Source organism: Paenarthrobacter sp. (genome assembly GCF_031180005.1).
GTDB lineage: Bacteria > Actinomycetota > Actinomycetes > Actinomycetales > Micrococcaceae > Arthrobacter.
Genome location: NZ_JAPSHI010000004.1, coordinates 36,435 through 55,055 on the forward strand (window position 1 = coordinate 36,435; position 18,621 = coordinate 55,055).

At 61.5% G+C, this 18,621-nt stretch carries 16 protein-coding genes and 1 tRNA gene; 6 read left to right on the forward strand and 11 right to left on the reverse strand.

Features of this window, described 5'->3' with window-relative positions:
• Positions 1 to 10 precede the first annotated feature (10 nt).
• The 3 genes from RIF72_RS04625 (at position 11) to RIF72_RS04635 (ending at position 6,388) form a co-directional block, all read left to right on the forward strand.
• On the forward strand, positions 11 to 2,317 hold the full coding sequence (locus RIF72_RS04625) for an FdhF/YdeP family oxidoreductase (RefSeq protein WP_309073678.1): 2,307 nt from the start codon (positions 11 to 13) through the stop codon (positions 2,315 to 2,317).
• A 1-nt stretch (position 2,318) separates the two neighbouring features.
• On the forward strand, positions 2,319 to 3,230 hold the full coding sequence (fdhD, locus tag RIF72_RS04630) for a formate dehydrogenase accessory sulfurtransferase FdhD (RefSeq protein ID WP_309073679.1): 912 nt from the start codon (positions 2,319 to 2,321) through the stop codon (positions 3,228 to 3,230).
• Between the two features lie 128 nt (positions 3,231 to 3,358).
• A complete protein-coding gene (locus RIF72_RS04635) occupies positions 3,359 to 6,388 on the forward strand; it encodes a glycoside hydrolase family 38 C-terminal domain-containing protein (protein WP_309073680.1) in 3,030 nt (1,009 codons plus the stop codon).
• 27 nt (positions 6,389 to 6,415) lie between these two features.
• On the opposite strand, the gene RIF72_RS04640 is transcribed toward RIF72_RS04635, so the two are convergent.
• The 7 genes from RIF72_RS04640 to RIF72_RS04670 all read right to left on the reverse strand — a co-directional run bounded on the left by RIF72_RS04640 (position 6,416) and on the right by RIF72_RS04670 (position 12,275).
• Positions 6,416 to 7,423 carry a hypothetical protein gene (locus RIF72_RS04640; RefSeq protein ID WP_309073681.1) on the reverse strand — a complete coding sequence of 336 codons (1,008 nt, stop codon included), beginning with the start codon at positions 7,421 to 7,423 and terminating at the stop codon, positions 6,416 to 6,418.
• A 2-nt stretch (positions 7,424 to 7,425) separates the two neighbouring features.
• Complete coding sequence (locus RIF72_RS04645; RefSeq protein WP_309073682.1) at positions 7,426 to 8,328, reverse strand: hypothetical protein; 903 nt, start codon at positions 8,326 to 8,328, stop codon at positions 7,426 to 7,428.
• A gap of 22 nt (positions 8,329 to 8,350) precedes the next feature.
• Positions 8,351 to 9,157: an amino acid ABC transporter ATP-binding protein gene (locus RIF72_RS04650; protein ID WP_309073683.1), complete on the reverse strand. Its 807-nt coding sequence runs from the start codon at positions 9,155 to 9,157 to the stop codon at positions 8,351 to 8,353.
• Positions 9,144 to 9,803: an amino acid ABC transporter permease gene (locus RIF72_RS04655; protein ID WP_309073684.1), complete on the reverse strand. Its 660-nt coding sequence runs from the start codon at positions 9,801 to 9,803 to the stop codon at positions 9,144 to 9,146. The genes RIF72_RS04650 and RIF72_RS04655 overlap by 14 nt, the downstream gene beginning before the upstream one ends.
• The gene (locus RIF72_RS04660; RefSeq protein WP_309073685.1) at positions 9,804 to 10,619 is read right to left on the reverse strand and encodes an amino acid ABC transporter substrate-binding protein; all 816 of its coding nucleotides are present in this window, start codon (positions 10,617 to 10,619) and stop codon (positions 9,804 to 9,806) included. It abuts the gene before it with no gap.
• Between the two features lie 229 nt (positions 10,620 to 10,848).
• Positions 10,849 to 11,556, reverse strand: a complete 708-nt coding sequence (locus tag RIF72_RS04665; RefSeq protein ID WP_309073686.1) for a hypothetical protein — start codon at positions 11,554 to 11,556, stop codon at positions 10,849 to 10,851.
• Entirely contained in the window at positions 11,553 to 12,275 is a 723-nt protein-coding gene (locus RIF72_RS04670; protein ID WP_309073687.1) for a hypothetical protein, read from the reverse strand. Before RIF72_RS04670 ends, RIF72_RS04665 begins: the two co-directional genes overlap by 4 nt.
• A 208-nt stretch (positions 12,276 to 12,483) precedes the next feature.
• On the opposite strand from RIF72_RS04670, the gene RIF72_RS04675 reads away from it, so the two are divergent.
• Positions 12,484 to 14,145 (forward strand): ABC-F family ATP-binding cassette domain-containing protein, encoded by a 1,662-nt coding sequence (locus RIF72_RS04675; RefSeq protein ID WP_309073688.1) that lies wholly within the window; start codon positions 12,484 to 12,486, stop codon positions 14,143 to 14,145.
• Between the two features lie 3 nt (positions 14,146 to 14,148).
• Positions 14,149 to 16,062: an ABC transporter ATP-binding protein gene (locus RIF72_RS04680; RefSeq protein ID WP_309073689.1), complete on the forward strand. Its 1,914-nt coding sequence runs from the start codon at positions 14,149 to 14,151 to the stop codon at positions 16,060 to 16,062.
• Between the two features lie 57 nt (positions 16,063 to 16,119).
• Here the strand turns inward: RIF72_RS04680 and RIF72_RS04685 are convergent, their stop codons facing one another.
• The 3 genes from RIF72_RS04685 to RIF72_RS04695 all read right to left on the reverse strand — a co-directional run bounded on the left by RIF72_RS04685 (position 16,120) and on the right by RIF72_RS04695 (position 17,062).
• On the reverse strand, positions 16,120 to 16,533 hold the full coding sequence (locus RIF72_RS04685; RefSeq protein ID WP_309073690.1) for an NUDIX domain-containing protein: 414 nt from the start codon (positions 16,531 to 16,533) through the stop codon (positions 16,120 to 16,122).
• A complete protein-coding gene (locus RIF72_RS04690) occupies positions 16,530 to 16,988 on the reverse strand; it encodes a DUF6314 family protein (RefSeq protein WP_309073691.1) in 459 nt (152 codons plus the stop codon). The genes RIF72_RS04685 and RIF72_RS04690 overlap by 4 nt, the downstream gene beginning before the upstream one ends.
• Before the next feature lies 1 nt (position 16,989).
• Positions 16,990 to 17,062: transfer RNA gene (locus tag RIF72_RS04695), tRNA-Arg, on the reverse strand.
• Positions 17,063 to 17,170: 108 nt separating this feature from the next.
• Between RIF72_RS04695 and RIF72_RS04700 the strand changes: the two genes are divergently transcribed.
• Entirely contained in the window at positions 17,171 to 17,956 is a 786-nt protein-coding gene (locus tag RIF72_RS04700; RefSeq protein ID WP_309073692.1) for a DUF998 domain-containing protein, read from the forward strand.
• On the opposite strand, the gene RIF72_RS04705 is transcribed toward RIF72_RS04700, so the two are convergent.
• Complete coding sequence (locus tag RIF72_RS04705; protein ID WP_309073693.1) at positions 17,943 to 18,599, reverse strand: hypothetical protein; 657 nt, start codon at positions 18,597 to 18,599, stop codon at positions 17,943 to 17,945. The genes RIF72_RS04700 and RIF72_RS04705 overlap by 14 nt on opposite strands.
• Between the last annotated feature and the right edge of the window lie 22 nt (positions 18,600 to 18,621).

Consider the following 18,621-nt stretch of genomic DNA (forward strand, 5'->3'; position numbering starts at 1 on the left):
TGATGGACTCATGAACAGGCATGCTCCAGAACAGGACATCAACGAAGATGACCTGCAAATCCACCCGCCCAAACAAGCCGCAGCAGGCCTTAAAGCTGTCACGGTTGCCCTTGAACGAGGTTACGCCCAGGCCGGAGTGACCCGTACGGTCCGTTCCATGCTCAGAGTCAACCAGCATGATGGCTTTGACTGCCCAGGGTGTGCATGGCCGGAATCAATCACCGGCAGGCGAAGCCCCGCAGAGTTTTGTGAGAACGGCGCCAAGGCCATCGCCGAGGAGAGCACCACTCGGACAGTCGGTGCCGAATTCTGGGCGAAGCACTCCCTTGCGGACCTCGAGGACAAGACGGAGTACTGGCTGGGAAGCCAGGGAAGACTTTCCGAGCCGGTGGTCATCAAACCGGGCGACACGCACTATTCTCCGATCAGTTGGACTGAAGCCTTCGCTTTGATCGGCGAGCACATCAACGCCACCACGCCTGACAAATGCGTGTTCTACACCTCCGGCCGGACGGCCAACGAGACTGCTTTCATGTACCAGCTATTCGCGCGGAGCCTCGGCACCAACAACCTTCCCGATTGCTCGAACATGTGCCACGAGTCCTCCGGCAGCGCCCTCAACCCGACCATCGGAATCGGGAAAGGCACTGTTTCCTTGGAGGACATCCATCATGCGGAGCTGGTTCTGGTTGTAGGCCAAAACCCTGGAACGAATCACCCCCGCATGCTCTCCGCCCTCCGTGACTGCAAGAACAACCGCGGAAAGATCATCGCGGTCAACCCGCTTCCCGAAGCCGGCCTCCTGAACTTTAAGGACCCCCAGTCCCTCAACGGTGTCATCGGTGGCGGCACCACCATCGCTGATGAGTTCCTGCAGATCAAAGTGGGTGGCGATCTCGCCTTGTTCCAAGCACTGGGACACCTGCTCCTGGAGGAAGAGAAACGCAGCCCCGGGACCGTCGTCGACCATTCCTTCATCGAGGAGCAGACCGAAGGCTTCGAAGCCTATAAGGAAGCACGTTCGGTGCTGGACTGGGACGAGACAGAGCGGGCAACAGGGCTGAGCCGCGAAGAGATCACCAAGGCAGCCGGGATGATGGCGGCGTCGAAGGCAACCATCATTTGCTGGGCACTCGGATTGACCCAGCAACCGCACTCTGTGGATACGCTCCGCGAGATCATCAACCTTCTATTGCTCCAGGGCAACTTCGGTAAGCGGGGAGCCGGCGCCTGTCCCGTCCGGGGCCACTCAAACGTGCAGGGCGACCGGACCATGGGCATCTGGGAGAAACCCAAGGAATCCTTCCTGGCCGCGCTGGACAAGGAGTTCGACTTCCACATGCCGCGGGATCACGGCTACGACTCTGTGGAAACCCAGCACGCCTTGGAAAAGGGCGAAGTGGATGTCTTCGTCTCCATGGGTGGGAACTTCGCCGCGGCTGGATCGGACACGGCTGCTTTGGAACAAGGCTTGAAGAAGGCCGGCTTGACCGTCCACATCTCCACCAAGCCCAACCGGGCACACATCGTTCACGGCAAAACGTCCCTGATTCTGCCCACGCTCGGCCGGACGGACACTGATGACAAACACCCCAAAGGCAAGCAGTTCCTCTCGGTGGAGGATTCCATGTCCGTCATCCATAAAACGCAAGGGCGGCTGGAGCCGGTTTCAGAACACCTGCTGAGTGAACCCGTGATTGTGGCACGAATGGCCCAGGCGGCGCTGGGGGACAACCACAGCGTGGACTGGCGCGCCATGGCCGAGGACTATGACGTGATTCGCGACCATATCTCACGCGTCATTCCCGGCTTTGAGGATTTCAACGCCCGGGTCCGCACGAAGAACGGCTTTGTCCTCCCCAACCCACCCCGGGACACCCGGACCTTCGCCACGGACATCGGCAAGGGGCGTTTCTCCGTTCGGCCGCTTGAGTACCTGGAGGCCCCGGATGGCCACCTGATCCTCCAGACTGTCCGCAGCCACGACCAATACAACACCACGTTCTACGGCCTGGATGACCGGTACCGCGGTGTCTCGGACGGCCGTCGGGTGATCCTGGTCCATCCTGGTGACCTGGCGGAATTGGGCTTCGAGGACCGTGACCTGGTGGATGTCATCTCCACCTTCGCGGGAACTGAACGGCGTGCCAACAAGTTCCGCCTGATCGGGTACCCCACGGCCAAAGGATGCGCCGCTGCGTACTTCCCGGAGGCCAATGCCCTGGTGCACCGTGAACTGGTGGCCCGGGAATCCAACACCCCCGGCTACAAAGCAATGACCGTACGCTTCGTGAAGCATGAGGAGAACGGTTCGTGATATGGGACGAGTAACCCAGCGCCGCAAGGTGCACAAGTTTGTCCTGGATGGCTCGCCCCAGGCCCTGGAGCATCCCATCCGCTTCAAGGAAGACGTCCTGGCTGTGGAGGAGCCGCTGGAGATCCGCTTGGGTGACATGTCTTTCTCCGTGACCATGCGGACCCCCGGAGACGACTTCGACCTCGTTGCGGGATTCCTCGTCTCGGAAGGGATCGTGTGGGAACCGGGTCAGCTGGTCTCGGAGCGTTTCTGCGCCGGGGAGGACGAGAACGGGGTGCAGACCTTCAACGTCGTGGATGCACAACTCCGGCCTGATGTTGAACGACCCGACACCGGCCGCAACGTCTACACCTCCAGCTCGTGCGGAATCTGCGGCACGGACTCCATTGATGCCGTTCGCAAGTCTTCGCACCACAGCCCCAAGGAAGACCATGTCACTGTTCCGGTACGGGCGCTCGCCGCCCTGCCGGACCGTCTCCGTGAAGCCCAGGCGGTCTTTGACAAGACCGGTGGCGTGCACGCTGCCGGCCTTTTCAAAATCCATGACGACGGCTCTACTGAGTTGCTCTGCCTCCGGGAGGACGTGGGCAGGCACAACGCCGTGGATAAAGTAGTGGGCTGGGCGTTGCGTGCGGGCATGTTGCCGCTCAAAGGGACTGTTCTTCAGGTTTCGGGCCGGGCTTCGTTTGAACTCGTCCAGAAAGCTGCCATGGCGGGAATCCCCGTGTTGGCTGCAGTGAGCGCCCCCTCCAGCCTTGCGGCGGAACTTGCGGAGGAAACGGGGATTACCCTGGCCGGTTTCAGTCGCGGGCTCAGCCTCAATGTATATGCCGGACGGGACAGAATCGTTGCAGAGGTGGCGGAAACAGACTCGCATACCGTGGAGGATAGCCGGCAATCACTTGGCTATTGAGCTGGAACAACGTAGATTTTATCCATCGAATGGAAACACGGTGACCCAAGATTAGCCGTCCGCGCCCAGCAGTTTCGGGTCGCGGTAAACAAGCCCTGTCACCCAGCGAACGCCCAAAGGGGAATTAATTGCACGACGACCGCCGGATCACTGAACAGCGTCTCGATCGGTTTGTTCGGGAACGCATTCTTCCGGCCATCTACGGTAGGGCGATCCCGCTTCAGCTCAGCAGCTGGGACGCTCCGGGCGAACCAGTGCCCGCCGCGGAAGCCCTGCGCCAGGTCTTCACACCGCAGGAGCCCGGTTCCGCGTGGGGCAGGGCTTGGAGCACCAAGTGGCTACGCCTCCAAGGTGAGGTGCCGCAGGACTGGGGAATGACGGATTCCACCACTGTGGAGATCATCGTCGATCTAGGCTTCAACAGCGATGTCCCGGGGTTTCAGTGTGAAGGCACAGCATGGCGCTCCGATGGAAGCATCATCAAGGCGATCTCGCCCAGGAACTTCCACGTTCCGCTCAAGCTTCTGGGTGGAGGGCATTCCGTGGACTTCTACGTGGAGGCCGCCGCCAACCCGGATGTAGCACAGGGCTGGTCGTTCGCCCCCACACCGCTGGGGGATAGGGCCACCTCCGGCGATGAGCCCCGGTACCGCCTGGGCCGCATCGCCATTGCTGAACTGAACGAAACCGTGTGGGAACTCAACCAGGACATCTGGACCCTCAGCGGTTTGATGCACGAACTACCCATGGACATGCCCCGGCGCCACGAGATCCTGCGCGCACTCGAGCGCATGATGGACATCATGGATCCGGACGATGTTGCCGGAACCGCTGCCGCAGGCCGTGCAGAGCTGAGGCAGGTCCTCAGCCGTCCCGCGTATGCGTCGGCCCATGAACTGCTCGCTACCGGCCACGCGCACATCGACTCCGCTTGGCTGTGGCCCGTCCGTGAAACCATCCGCAAGTGTGCCCGCACCTTCTCCAACGTTGTGGCCTTGATGGATGAAGACCCGGACTTCGTGTTCTCCTGTTCTTCGGCCCAGCAGATGGCGTGGATGAAGGAGTTCTTCCCTGAGCTCTTTGTGCGCATCAGGGAAAAAGTGAAGGCCGGCCAGTTCGTCCCGGTGGGCGGCATGTGGGTGGAATCGGACACCAATATGCCAGGTGGCGAGGCCATGGCCCGCCAGTTTGTGGAAGGCAAGAGTTTCTTCCTGAACGAGTTCGATATCGAGTGCCAGGAAGCCTGGCTTCCCGATTCGTTTGGCTATTCCGGTGCCATCCCGCAGATAGTCAAGGAAGCCGGCTCCCGCTGGTTCCTCACGCAGAAGATCTCGTGGAACAAGGTCAACCGTATGCCTCACCACACCTTTGCCTGGGAGGGCATCGACGGCACCCGGCTGTTTACGCACTTCCCGCCCGTGGACACTTACAACGCTGAGCTGCACGGACGGGAATTGGCCCATGCACAGCGTAATTACCGCGATCACGGCCGCGGGACCATGTCCTTGGTGCCGTTCGGCTATGGCGACGGCGGTGGCGGACCTACACGCGAAATGGTTGCCGCTGCGCATCGCACGGCGGATCTGGAAGGCTCCCCGAAGGTCCGCATGGGCACGGCAAAGGACTTCTTCACCAAGGCCGAGGCCGAGTACACCAACCTGCCGGTCTGGGTGGGGGAGATGTACCTGGAAATGCACCGTGGAACGTACACCAGCCAGGCCAAGACCAAGCGTGGCAACCGTCGGAGCGAACACCTCCTGCGTGAGGCGGAGCTCTGGTGTGCCACTGCCGCTGTTCGGCTCGGCGCTGCCTACTCCTATCCTACGGATGAGCTCAAGCGACTCTGGCGGCTGGTCCTCCTCCAGCAGTTCCACGACATCCTTCCGGGCAGCTCCATTGCCTGGGTCCACCAGGACGCAGAGCGCAACTATGAGGCCATAGCCCGGAATCTCGAGGACATCATCAACCATGCCGCTCAGGCCTTGGTAGGCGAGGGCGAGCAACTGCTCCTCTTGAACGCCGCGCCGCATCAACGCAACGGAGTGCCTGCATTGGGTGCGGCCGAGGCCACGAAGCCCGCTCCCAGTGTCCACGTGGAGGAACTTGAAGACGGCTACGCCTTGGACAACGGCATCATCCGCGCGGTCCTTAGCAAGGACGGCCTGCTTACCTCGCTGGTTGACTACCTCAGCGGCCGCGACGCCATCGCTCCAGGACAGGCCGGAAACCTGCTGGAGCTTTTCAGGGACACTCCTAACGAGTGGGACGCCTGGGATATCGAAGAGTTCTATCGCCGAAACGTCACACCACTGACCCAAGCGGATGGCGTCGATGTTGAGCGTTCGCCCGCCGGCGTCGTCGTAGTGGTCAAACGAAAGGTGGGTGCCTCCACCATCACGCAACGCCTGACTCTCGACGCCGGTGCGGCGTCGCTGGGGATTGCCACCACGGTGGACTGGCAGGAACGCGAAAAGATGCTCAAAATCGCCTTCCCATTGGATGTCAGGGCGGATCGTTCAGCATCCGAGACGCAGTTCGGCCACGTCTTCCGGCCGACGCACACCAACACATCCTGGGAAGCGGCCAAGTTCGAGATCTGTGCCCACCGCTGGATCCACGTAGCCGAACCCGGCTATGGCGTCGCAGTGAGCAATTCCTCCAGTTACGGGCACGATGTCACCCGGGCCGTCCGTGCCGATGGCGGAACCACGACGACGGTCCGCACTTCGCTGCTGCGCTCTGCCCGGTTCCCTGACCCGGAAGCTGACCGGGGTGAGCACACACTTGAGGTGACCATCAGGCCTGGCGCTGCGATCGCGGATGCCGTGGAAGAGGGATACCGCACCAACCTGAAACCGAGGTTCATCTCCGGCGAAAGGCCCGTGGAACCGCTGCTTTCCGTGTCCAATCCCGCGATCGTGGTGGAGGCAGTGAAGCTGGCCGAAGATGACTCGGGCGACGTCATTGTTCGGCTCTACGAATCGTTGGGGGAGCGTTCAACGGGCCTTCTAACGGCCAACTTTGAGTGCTCGGATGCAGTGGCGACGGACCTGTTGGAGCGTCCCACGGAAGCCGCCGCTGTGGATGTGGAGCAGGGGCCCTTGGTCAAGCTGGTACTACGGCCTTTCCAGCTGGTCACGCTGCGGCTAATACGCTGATTGCCTGGCTTCGCTGAGCCGCCTGGGTTACTCCGCCAGTTCCGCGTCGATGGCATCTTTCAACACTTGAACCCGAACGGGGATCACGGTGTCATGGTGTTTGATTTGGGCTGCGACGTTCTTCGAGAAGACATCCTCAACCAAGGTGGGCATGTCCTTTACTCCGCTAACGTAGCGTTTGGCGGCGAAGTCGAACTCTGACCTGTTGTTCCTTATCCGGGTGTTGAGAGCCTTGAGTTCGTCGGCAATCTTGAGGTATTCCGCTTCCGGGGCATTCCGGGCGGTGGCGTCATCGATCTTCTTGACGTACTCATCCTTGAGCCGAACGAATTCGTTGTAGTTCTCCTCGGACTTTGCGGTCGTTTCTGCGTGCGATTCCAGCTGTGCAATCTCGTTGTCCAAGGTGCGGGCAAACTCAACATAGGAGATGTTCTTGGACTTCTTGAGTTGGTTCACGGCTTCGCGGCACGGAACAGCTGCCTGTGCAAGGAGCGTTTGGCGCTCCCGGAGGTTGGCTGCTTTGGAGCCCACAAAGAGTCCGCTGCATCCGGCGTCCTCCCTGAAGAGCCCTTCGAACTGCGGGTATGACTCCACAAGGCCCTCCATGGAGTCGAGGTAAGCCTGGTAGGAATCGCCCAGCTGGGTTATGGCCACAGCAATCGTCTCCGCTTCGCCCCCGGCACCGTTGCCAGTCTGCACGTCGTTCAAAGCGGTCCGTGCGGAGTCCACGGCCTGTTGGAACTCGTCCCGCTCCTTGGCGGAGTTCTTCTCAGCATCTTCACGTGAAGCGGGGACGTTGCGTGCCTTCTTATACGCGGCCAAGTAGGCGTTGACAGCGGGCTGGATCTTGCCCCTTGCCTCAACGAGCGATGTCAGACGATCCTCCTTGAGGAGGGCCAGGCTTTCCTTGCGCTGCTGGCCGGCGAAGTTGGTCAAGGCGATCACCACTGCCGAGGCAACCACCGCCAGCACAACTGCAATGGCAAGGGCAATAAGGACGGGGCGGCGCTTACTGCGAACGGGTTCAATGGTCATGGCTATTTCCCCTCACCGGATGCGGCATCAAACTGTTCAAGGCTCTTCTTGAGAACGCCTTCGAATTCGGAGTTTGAGCTGTTGGCGCTTTCGATGATCTTTGAGTACTTATCCTTGGTGGCAGTTTCATACGTTGTTTGCGCCTTGGCGAACGCATCATTGATGTCCAACAATGCAATGCCCGCGAGGGTGCTCTTGCTGAGGCGCTCAAAGTTGTCCTTGCTGTTGAGCACTTCCTGTTGCTTGTCCCGCTGGCCTCTGATGACGGACTCAACGTCCGTGAGCAAGGTGGTGGTCTCGGCGTCGGCACCTTCCTTGGCCGTGCCCAGCGCTGCCAGGCACTCATCAGCACTCTTGACATAGTCCTGGGCATAGGTCTCACTGGCGACGTTCAGGGATGAATGCAGGGCCGCGCACGGTCCACCCACGGAGCGGTAGATGTTGGAAGTGTTGACCACCAGTTGATCGTTGTAAGCGATCACCGCACCGTACTGATCCTTGAAGCGGTTGAAGGATTCGGCGACTTCCTGATCCTGCAGTGCCGGCGATTCCGCCATTTGTTGCAGACGGTCACGATTTACCTGTGACTCACGCACGATGCGCTCACGGTCCTGGCTGAGGACTTTATCCTCTTCCGCCTGTCCCGCCTTTTCGGAAATCGCGTTCGAGTACCGGCCCGAAAACTGCTGCACCAGGGGGTCGTAGAGATTCATCGAGTTGTCAACGATGACGCGTTGTTTGTCCAAGCGGACGACGTCGGCACGGCCTGGTCCTGCAGGCCGCGAGAGGGCGAACCAGGTGCCAAGCCCTGCGGCTACCAAGGCCACCACTACGGCAACCACAATGATTACGGTACGCCTGGAACCACTCCGGCCAGGTTCGCTGATTGTTTCTTCCAAATTCATATCCCCCATATTGGTGAACCACTTAGACGTCGTGCTGGAGCCGCTTCACGAAGAGTTTGGTCCGTTCTTGGCGCGGTGCCCGCAATACCTCGGCTGCCGGCCCGCGTTCCACTACCACCCCGCCGTCCATGAAAATTACCTCGTCGGCCACATGCTGGGCAAAGGCAAGCTCATGGGTCACGATCACCATGGTCCAGCCCTCTTCGGCAAGTTCTTTGATGACGCCCAGTACGTCGCCCACAAGTTCGGGGTCCAGTGCGGACGTGGGCTCGTCAAACAGGAGCAGTTGGGGCTTGAGTGCCAACGCCCGGACGATTCCCACGCGCTGCTGCTGGCCGCCTGAGAGCTCGAAAGGGTAGGCGTCGCGCTTGTCGGCAAGACCAACACGTTCCAGCAGGCGTTCGGCTTCGGCGATTGCCTCGGCGCGAGGCCGTTTTTGGACCTGGACGGGGCCTTCGATGATGTTTTTCAGCACGGTCATGTGGGGGAACAGGTTGTAGTGCTGGAAGACCATGGCGCTGCGGTCGCGGAGTGCAGCCACCTCCTTCTTCCCTACCTTGGCACCGAAGTCGATGGCGAGCTCAGCTGAGGAGTCGCCGCTTCCAAAAGCCACCGTTCCGGCGTCGGGAATTTCCAGCCCGTTGAGGGAACGCAGGACCGTGGTCTTGCCTGAGCCGGAAGGCCCGATCAGGGCCACCACCTGGCCGCGCCGGATATCGATGTCGATGTCGCGCAGGACAACGTTGCTTCCGAAGGCTTTGGCAAGGCCCCGTGCCTTCAGGACCGACGTGACGCGCGGCTGGCGGGAGGGGTCGTTAGTGAGCGACATAGCGGTCCAATCTCTTTTCCGCGGCGGATTGCGCAGTGGAAAGTACCAGGCAAATGACCCAATAGACCAAGGCTGCCTGCACGTAAAGGGCCATGAACTCCTGGCTGAACGCGGCGATCTGCTGTGCGTTGCGGAACAGTTCAGTAACCAGGATGAGCGACGCGAGGGACGTGTCTTTCACCAGCGAAATGAAGGTGTTGGACAACGGGGGAACTGACACCCGTGCTGCCTGCGGAAGGATGATGCGCACCAAGGCCTGCGGACGGGACATTCCGATGGTGTGGCCGGCTTCCCATTGGCCTTTCGGCACGGAGAGGATGGCAGCACGGATGATCTCGGCTGCGTACCCGCCCACGTTCAGGGAGAAGGCGATGATGGCGCTTGGCCAGGGATCAAGCCGGATGCCGATGCTGGGCAGGCCGAAGAAGATGACAAAGAGCTGCACCAGCAGGGGAGTGCCGCGGATCACCGAGACGTAAAACCGGCCGATGCCCGAGAGCAGCCAGTTTGGGCTCAGGCGCATCAGCGCGACCACAAGCGCAAGCACCAAGCCGAAGGCGAAGGACGCGAGCGTCAGCGGAATGGTTCCCGTGACGGCGCCGGTGATGAGCGGACCGAAGGAACTCCAGATGAGGTCCCAGTTCATCTATTTGGTGACGTCCGCGCCGAAGTACTTTTCCGAAATCCTAGCCAGGGTGCCATCGGCTTGGAGATCAGCCAGCGCCTTGTCCACTGCTGCCGTGAGTTCCGTAGACCCCTTACGGAATACCATGGCGCTTTCGGTCTTTTCCGGTGCTTCGGCTGCGACCTTCAGGCCGGAATCAGGAGTGTTCTTGGCGTAGTCCAAGTACGTGAGTTTGTCGTTCACCGTGGCATCCACGCGTCCTTGTTGCACCAGCGTGGCAGACTGCGCCCAGCCTTCCACGGCCTGGACGTTAGCGCCGGCTTCAACGGCCATCTTGTAGAAGTTGCTGGTGAGCGACTGGGCGGTGGTCTTGCCCTTAAGGTCTGCAAAGCTGTTGATGCTGCTGTTGTCCGATTTGGTGACTACCACGCCGGTGGAGATGGTGTACGGAGTTGAGAACTCGTACTTGGCCTTGCGTTCGTCATTGATGGAGATCTGGTTGGCGATGGTATCGAACCGCTTGGATTCCAGCCCGGCAAAGATGCCGTCGAACTGCGTCTCCTGGAAGGTAGCCTTCACTCCAAGTTTCCCTGCCACGGCCTGGGCAATTTCGACGTCGAACCCGGTGAGCTCTCCGGCTCCGTCAGCATGGAAGCTGAAGGGGCGGTACGTACCTTCGGTGGCGATGACAAGTTCGGCCTTGGATTTCACGTCCGAAAGGGACGTGTCCCCACCGGACTGGGCGGGTGCCGATCCTCCACCGCAGGCAGAAAGTGCAAGGGCGGCCGAGGCCAAGGTGGCTGCGAGGACAGAGCGGCGGGTGCGAAGGCTGTTCATGGAGCCATCTTAGTCACCGCCCGGGGCAGGCTTGGCGGGCGGCTTGCGAAAGGACGTTAAAAAGGCTGAGTGGGGGCGGTCCCCAACAGCCCGCCACCACTCATCCCCCCAATTGTGATCACGTGGGCGCCACATCCACCGGAAACCCGTTCTCTGATTCCGGTGTCAGGCTGCAAGCCGCATTCACACATTCATGATTGTGCCACGATCTAATGGTTTTGTGAAAGTCTTACGCCGAGAGGCGTTGCTTTCGTCGCGCGAAAGACTTGGAGAACCAGATTCCGGCGAGTCCCAGGCACGTGAACAGGGCAGCCGAATAGTTGATGAGTACCCGCAACCAAGCCTCCGAGAAAGGAATGAGGGGAAAGAGCTGGGACGACAGGAGCAAAGAAAGTCCCAGCAGCAAGAGCCCGGAGGCCACGCGCAGCAGTATGGGGGCCGTGCTTACCACCGTGCGCCAGATGGCGGGTATCAGGCAGGCGGCCACAAACCCCGGATACAAACGACCCATCGCCGCATATCCGTCCAAGGAAGGGCCCCATTTCAGCCCGCTCATCCCCGCCGAGGATCCTTGTGTGTCCGTGATGACGAAGAAGTAGATAGTCAGGGCGCCAACAATTACCGCCGCCGCTATCCCGAGGGGTCCGCGGATGGCGCGCACGGCTGAGGCTGAACCGAAAGCCGTGGCGATTTTGATGCCCATGAAGTAGAAGGTGCCGTACAGCAGGAAACGCAGTATCAAGTTGCCGATGTTCATCCCGCCGAGCCACCCATCGATGAGCAGGTAAGGCGCTTCGATGCTGATGAAAATACTCAACGAGATCAGCGAAAAAATGTAAAAAACCTCACGGTTCTCTCCGCGCAAGGCGCTCGGAATCCGGGCAATGGTAATCGCCAGGCACACTGCCAGCGTGACCCAGGGCAGGACAGCCGTCATCCGAGGTTCTCCCAAATTCGTTCGGTTCGTTCGTGGTCTTGTTCCTGCCGGCGCAGTGTCTTGCCGAGCGCCAAAAGACGTTCGCCGGCCAACGTCACCAATCGTCCCTGCGACAACTTGTCCAGCGCTTCCTGGCGGGCATTGGGCGGCCAGCCGGCTTCGGCCTCGGTGATCAACCCACCGGCCACCAAACCTCCCGCAGGCCCAACCCCGGCCGCGCGCGATGTGGCGATGGCCAACTCCGGCGGAAGCCTATTGGCGGTCAGGTGGGCGGAGAAGTTCTGTGGCGCGATCCCGGTGGTATCGCTGACACGGTGCCGCAACTCGCCGTCGTCGATCGCGTCTACCCAGTTACGCACTGAGGTGGGGTGCGGTGGTTCAGAAAGGCGCGGAGCGGGGGCGGCGCCGGGCTCGCTCCGGTCCACCACTGCACGCAGCAAATCGATAGTAGCCACCTGGCTGACGAGTTCGCAGGGCGTGGGTGGGACGGGGTCTCCCCGAAGCTCGGCGTAAAGATCGAAAGTGGACAGGGCCTGTACTGGATTGATGTGGAAGCCGCGGCTGATGCTCACCAAAGTGGACTCGGCAACCTTGCCGCGAACCAGCTGCTGGGCCAGTGTTGTTCGCTTGATGCCGGCGATCCTGCAGACGTCAGCAGTGCTGGCATCGGGCGCAATGCCATGAAGCCAGCGCTGGAACGCCTTGGACGGTAAGGGCATGTGGGACTTTCATGGACGGGCCGCGAGGGCAAGGCTGCGTTAGCCGTAAGTGGGAGTACGAAACGATTTTACGCCGAAGCCACATTGAATTATGCTTGATGATTGAACCCGCTGGTCCGTACACCCCCCAAGTCCGGACCAGCGGGTTTTTCCATGCCCGCGGGAATCGCGGCCTGAATTTCTGCGTTTCCTTGCTGGAGGATAAACAATGACTGCAACTTTGGTGGCCAAGGATCTTGCTGGTGGTCATGGCCATCGCACACTATTTACGGAGCTGTCCCTGACCGTTGCCCCGGGCGATGTTGTGGGAGTTGTGGGAGCGAACGGTGCCGGTAAGTCTACGCTGCTGCGCATTCTTGCCGGAGTGGACCAGCCCGAGGCCGGCAGCGTCAACCTGGCGCCTTCGGACGCGTTCGTGGGCTGGTTGCCGCAGGAACACGAGCGAACTGCTGACGAAACAATCGCCGCATATATTGCCCGACGCACCGGCTGTGCCCAGGCAACAAGCGACATGGAAGCCACTGCCGAAGCCCTCGGCTCGGGAGCTCCCGGAGCCGATGACGCTTATTCCCTGGCCTTTGATCGATGGATGGCCTCCGGCGCCGCAGACCTGGAGGACCGCATTCCGTCTGTCCTGGCCGATCTCGGTTTGGAGCTTGGCGCCGACGCCCTCATGACGGGTCTTTCCGGCGGTCAGGCTGCACGCGTGGCTTTGGCCGCCCTGCTGCTCAGCCGCTTCGACGTGGTGCTCCTGGACGAACCCACCAACGATCTCGACCTTGACGGGCTCGCCCGGCTTGAGGCCTTCGTCCAAGGCCTCCGCGGAGGTGTGGTCCTGGTGTCGCACGACCGCGAATTCCTGGCCCGCTGTGTCACTACCGTGGTGGAACTGGACCTCGCCCAGAACTCCGTGGCCGTATACGACGGCGGCTACGAAGCGTTCCTCGAAGAGCGGGCCGTCGCCAAACGCCACGCCCGGGAACGTTACGAGGAGTTTGCCAACACCAAGGCCGACCTCGTCTCCCGTGCACGTACCCAGCGTGAGTGGAGCTCCCAAGGCGTCCGGAACGCCATGAAGAAAAACCCGGACAATGACAAGATCCGTCGCGCCGCGAGCAGCGAATCGTCGGAGAAACAGGCCCAGAAAGTCCGCCAGATGGAGTCCCGTATCTCGAGGCTTACCGAGGTGGAGGAGCCCCGAAAAGAGTGGCAACTGCAGTTCAGCATCGGCCAGGCGCCCCGCTCAAGTGCCGTCGTCGCTACCTTGCGCAACGTCGTCGCCCGCCAAGGTGACTTCACGCTGGGTCCGGTGAACCTCCAACTCAACGGCGGCGAACGCATAGGCATCACCGGACCGAACGGTGCCGGGAAGTCGACGCTTTTGCGTCTGTTATTGGGGACGCAGGAACCGGACGACGGCGACGCCTCCATGGGTGCGTCTGTGGCCATCGGCGAAATTGACCAAGCGCGCGGACTGCTCGACGGCGGGCGGCAACTTGGCGACGCTGTGGAAGCGGTGCTGGTGGACTGGAACAGCGCGGATGTGCGTACACTCCTGGCAAAGTTCGGCCTGAAAGCGGATCACACCTCCCGGACAGTGGATTCGTTGTCCCCAGGGGAACGGACCCGTGCCGCGCTGGCGTTGCTGCAGGCCCGTGGCGTGAACCTGCTGGTGCTGGACGAGCCCACCAACCATTTGGATCTTCCAGCCATTGAGCAGCTGGAGGAGGCGCTGGAAAGCTACGAGGGTGCGCTCCTGCTGGTCACGCACGATCGCAGGTTGCTGGAGAACGTCCGGCTCGATTCGCGCTGGCATCTGGAAAACGGACAAGTGCAAGAGCTTCACCACACCCCAAGCCAGGAGAAGTAACCCATGAGCATGGACCGCGTGGCCTGGAGCTCGCTGTACAACATCACTACCGCCAAGAGCGCCTCGAAGCCTTTCTCCAAGGAAACCCTGAAGCGGGTCATGGCTTTTGCCGCGCCGCACAAGGGCAAGCTCATTGCCTTTGTGATTGCGTCCATCGCGGGCGCTTTCCTGGCCGTCGCTACTCCGGTGTTGGCCGGTCAGGTGGTGGATTCCATCATTGCCAATGCCGGCGTGGGCACGGTGATCTGGTTGGCTGTCCTGATCGCCATCGTCGCCATTGGCGAGGCTGGGGTGGGCTTACTGACCCGCTGGTTGTCTTCCATCATTGGCGAGGGTGTCATTGTGGACCTTCGCACACGGGTTTTCGATCATGTGCAGCGGATGCCCATCGCGTTTTTCACCCGGACACGAACCGGTGCCCTGGTCAGCCGCCTGAACAACGACGTCATCGGAGCGCAATCGGCCTTCGCCGGAACATTGTCCGGGGTAGTCAGCAATGTGGTGGCTTTGGCCCTGACCCTTGTGGTCATGCTTAACACGTCTTGGCTGGTGACCGTGCTGGCCATGGTGTTGCTGCCGATCTTCCTGATTCCGGCACGGCGCATGGGCTCCAAACTGGCGGATCTCCGCCGCGAAGCTGCCGCGCACAACGCTGCCATGGGCACGCAAATGACGGAGAGGTTCTCCGCGCCAGGAGCCACGCTGGTGAAATTGTTCGGCCGCCCGGACGAGGAATCCCGGGAGTTCGCTGACCGTGCCGGTCGCGTCCGGGATATTGGTATCCGGACTGCCATGTTGCAGTTCACGTTTGTGACGGCCCTGACCTTGGTGTCGGCGCTGGCTTTGGCTTTGGTCTATGGACTGGGCGGTTGGCTGGCAATTGGCGGGCAGTTGGCGCCCGGTGACGTGGTGGTTCTCGCCCTCCTCCTCACCCGGCTTTACGCTCCGCTGACGGCGCTGTCCAATGCCCGCGTGGAAATCATGAGTGCTTTGGTCAGCTTTGAGCGGGTCTTTGAAATTCTTGACCTTGAGCCGCTGATCACCGAGAAGCCGGACGCCGTCAGTGTTCCGGCTGGCCCTGTTGCTGTGGAATTCAACGACGTCCGTTTCTCCTACCCTTCGGCCGAGAAGGTGTCGCTGGCTTCCCTTGAGGACGTCGCCACCTTGGATACCCGTGGCGGCGAGGAAGTCCTGCACGGTGTGAGCTTCAGGGTTGAACCGGGGCAGACCGTTGCCCTGGTGGGTTCCTCCGGTGCGGGTAAGTCCACGGTGGCCCAACTGCTGTCGCGCTTGTATGACGTCGACTCCGGCGCAGTGCGCCTTGGCGGACAAAAGCCCGGAACAGGCGTGGACGTCCGCGATCTGAGCTTCGATTCCTTGCGCGACACCATGGGTATGGTGACCCAGGACGGACATCTTTTCCACGAAACCATCGCGTCAAACCTGCGCCTCGCCCGGCCGGACGCTACGGAAGCTGACATGTGGGATGTGCTTCGGCGGGCGCGACTGGAGCCGATGATCCGGTCCTTGCCCGATGGCTTGGAAACCGTGGTGGGGGAGCGCGGCTACCGGCTCTCCGGTGGTGAACGCCAAAGGCTCACCATCGCCCGCCTGCTGATCAAGCAACCTCGCGTCGTGATCCTTGACGAAGCCACTGCAGCCTTGGACTCCACCAATGAAGCCGCCGTCCAGGCGGCCTTGGGCGAGGCACTCGAGGGGCGCACCGCCGTCGTGATTGCCCACCGGCTGTCCACCATCCGTGCTGCCGATGCCATTTTGGTGGTTGAGGACGGCAGGATCGTGGAGCGTGGCACGCACACCGAGCTGCTGGCGGCGGATGGACGATACGCCGAGCTGTATCAAACCCAGTTCGCCGAAGCCACGGCGGTGGCCCAGGAAGCGGTCCCGGAGCTGTAACCCAAGTAAGTAGCAGATCAGGCCGTTATGAGCGCTCATAACGGCCTGATCTGCGACTTACTTGGGTGAGGTGAGCGCTGGAAGTACGTGGTCCGTCAGCAGCGGGGCCAAGTCAGTGGGGAGAGGCGCGTCGAGGTCCAGCCAGCGAATCTCGGCGATCTCCGCCGACGGGTGTGCCTCCCACCTTCCAGGCGCAGTGAAAACGGTGGCTTCGATGTTCGTCGCTGCCTCGTTGGCCGCCACGGCCAGCCACACGCCGAGAAGCTCGAGGCGCTTCGGCGCCACGTCAATGCCGACTTCCTCCAGGAGCTCACGGGAAGCGGCTTCCGCGGCGGTTTCACCGGACTCGGGTTTGCCGCCAGGATGCATGAACTTCTCAGTGCCACGCTTGCGGACGGTCAGGAGTTGGCCGTGGTGGTTGTAGACGCAGACTGCGCTGACGACGATCAGGTCCGTGCCGGTTCCAGTCATGATTGCCTCCCGGCGTCGATTCGGACCAAGCGCGATTCAAGCAGCAGATCCTTGGCGGGCCCGCGGACGTCCCAGGTGAAGTTGAACGAGTCCGGGCCCTCCCAGGTGTACCTGACGCGGTAGTCGTCGGGGTCGCACCAGTGCTTGTCCTGGTTACCCTGTTCGGAGAAGCTCATGACATGGAAGGGCCTGCCGTCGGGGAAAAACACGTCCATCGACTCCGGCCCGGCACCCGGTTTCAGGACGTACTCGCGGAATGCCGGACCCGAATGGGTGGGCCAGTGCATGGTTCCGTCTTCGCGGTAGTCCAGGCCGCCGTCGGGGTTCCGGGTATAGCGCACGACGCCGGCGAAGGTTCCGTTGGTGCCGGACGTCCGGTCCAGGAGGGTGCGCTCAACAAGCCAGCTGCCGGCCAAGTAGGCCTGCAAGTCCTGGATGGGCTGCTGGTGGTTCAAGTGCCCTCGATTGGAATCGAACCAACGACACCGGCTTTAGGAGAGCCGTGCTCTATCCACTGAGCTACGAGGGCCTGTGTGTCCATGGCTCTTAATCCCACTGCTGGAGCTCGAGGGCCCGGACACGACTACAAGCATACAAGCTGCGGGGGCGCTGCCCGAACACCGCTAGGCTGGCGTTCATGAAAGGGCACGCGACTGCACCGGCGCCAGCTGGATCCTTCCTTCCGGACACCCGAAGCATCAGGGCGAACATCGGAGGGTGGGCGCAGCTGAGCGTGGTCCAATACTTCGTGGCCGAGGCTGCCGTGATCGAGGCCTGGGCAGGTCCCGAGCCTTACAGCAGAGCCACAGGATTCATCAGTGACCTCGGAGCAATTTCCTGCGGAATCTACGAGGACAGGGCCGTCTGCTCGCCTTTGCACTGGCTGATGAATGCCTCGTTCGTGGTTCAGGGCATGGCTCTGGTCCTTGGTGCACTTTTCCTGACGGCGGGTTTGCTGAGCGTGGCCGCGCGGCCCGGTGTAGCGGCCCGGCGTTTTCGAGCCGTTGCAGGAGATTCACCACAAACCCGGGTCCTGACCGTTCCTTGGATACTGGCTGTTGCCATCCGGATCCTTACCGGTGTTGCCGGCGTGGGAACGGTAATAGTGGGTCTGGTTCCCGAAGACGTGGGCTCCCCTTGGCACTTTGCGGGTGCGCTGATGTTCTTCATCGCCGGAGGGTTTGCCCTCCTGCTCCTTGGAATCCTGTGGTGGCGACAGACGCCGGTGAGTTGGTTCCTGGCCGCGTGCGGGCTTGTCTGCATCGGGGCGCTCATCATTGGCGCAATCACCGGGATGGAGGTGCCCCGGCCGGGGTTGCTGGAGCGCCTCATGGGCTACCCGGTGACCATCGGCCTGGCCGCTGCCGGTTTGGTGATTGCCCAGCGTGTCCACACGGAACGGAAAGCGCTCAGGGCCGGCTGAGACCTCCCGCGCCCTTTGCCGCAGGCTTTGCGCTTTTTCGCCCAAGGAACACTGCCAGCACGCCGCACAGGAGACTGATCAGGAACAACACCCATGACGCCACGGTGACAGCCGAGGCCAGGGCCACCGAACCGGCGTCGGGCGCCTCAGCGGCCAGCACGGAATCGATGGCGACATTGGACCATAGGTGGGCCACGGCGAACAGCAGGGGAGCAGCCCACATGGCCCAACGCCAGGACTTTCGCGCCACATTGGTGCCAATCAGCAGGAGCCAACTGAAGCCGAAAATCAGCGGAAACAGGGTGCCGGCAGTCTTATGGACGTAGTTGAGCTGCCCGCGCGCCGAGTCATCCATGGCCTCTCTAAGCTGGACGATGTAGTCCTGTGAGAAGCCGCCAATCAGCGAATCCGGCATCGCCAGGCCACCGGAGAGCTGCGTCATCTGGTTCAAGGTGAGCAGGTGCAGGTACCAGAACAGGAACAGGCTGGCCACGACGCCCGCGATCACGATGAGTTTGGAGTTGCTCTGCGCCTTTTGAGGAGTGCGCTGCGTGGTGGTGTTGATCACAGGTGGCAGCGAGTGATCGGGGACCACTGCCTTTGCTCCGTGCTTCTTGACGCGCTGGGCTGGTGTCTTGGCCATGTCATCCATTATTCCGCCACAT

Coding starts and splice junctions, on each gene's coding strand:
- RIF72_RS04625 (WP_309073678.1), top strand. CDS start 11: ATGAACAGGCATGCTCCAGAACAGGACATCAACGAAGATGACCTGCAA.
- fdhD (WP_309073679.1), top strand. CDS start 2,319: ATGGGACGAGTAACCCAGCGCCGCAAGGTGCACAAGTTTGTCCTGGAT.
- RIF72_RS04640 (WP_309073681.1), bottom strand. CDS start 7,423: ATGACCATTGAACCCGTTCGCAGTAAGCGCCGCCCCGTCCTTATTGCC.
- RIF72_RS04645 (WP_309073682.1), bottom strand. CDS start 8,328: ATGAATTTGGAAGAAACAATCAGCGAACCTGGCCGGAGTGGTTCCAGG.
- RIF72_RS04650 (WP_309073683.1), bottom strand. CDS start 9,157: ATGTCGCTCACTAACGACCCCTCCCGCCAGCCGCGCGTCACGTCGGTC.
- RIF72_RS04655 (WP_309073684.1), bottom strand. CDS start 9,803: ATGAACTGGGACCTCATCTGGAGTTCCTTCGGTCCGCTCATCACCGGC.
- RIF72_RS04660 (WP_309073685.1), bottom strand. CDS start 10,619: ATGAACAGCCTTCGCACCCGCCGCTCTGTCCTCGCAGCCACCTTGGCC.
- RIF72_RS04665 (WP_309073686.1), bottom strand. CDS start 11,556: ATGACGGCTGTCCTGCCCTGGGTCACGCTGGCAGTGTGCCTGGCGATT.
- RIF72_RS04670 (WP_309073687.1), bottom strand. CDS start 12,275: ATGCCCTTACCGTCCAAGGCGTTCCAGCGCTGGCTTCATGGCATTGCG.
- RIF72_RS04675 (WP_309073688.1), top strand. CDS start 12,484: ATGACTGCAACTTTGGTGGCCAAGGATCTTGCTGGTGGTCATGGCCAT.
- RIF72_RS04680 (WP_309073689.1), top strand. CDS start 14,149: ATGAGCATGGACCGCGTGGCCTGGAGCTCGCTGTACAACATCACTACC.
- RIF72_RS04685 (WP_309073690.1), bottom strand. CDS start 16,533: ATGACTGGAACCGGCACGGACCTGATCGTCGTCAGCGCAGTCTGCGTC.
- RIF72_RS04700 (WP_309073692.1), top strand. CDS start 17,171: ATGAAAGGGCACGCGACTGCACCGGCGCCAGCTGGATCCTTCCTTCCG.
- RIF72_RS04705 (WP_309073693.1), bottom strand. CDS start 18,599: ATGGCCAAGACACCAGCCCAGCGCGTCAAGAAGCACGGAGCAAAGGCA.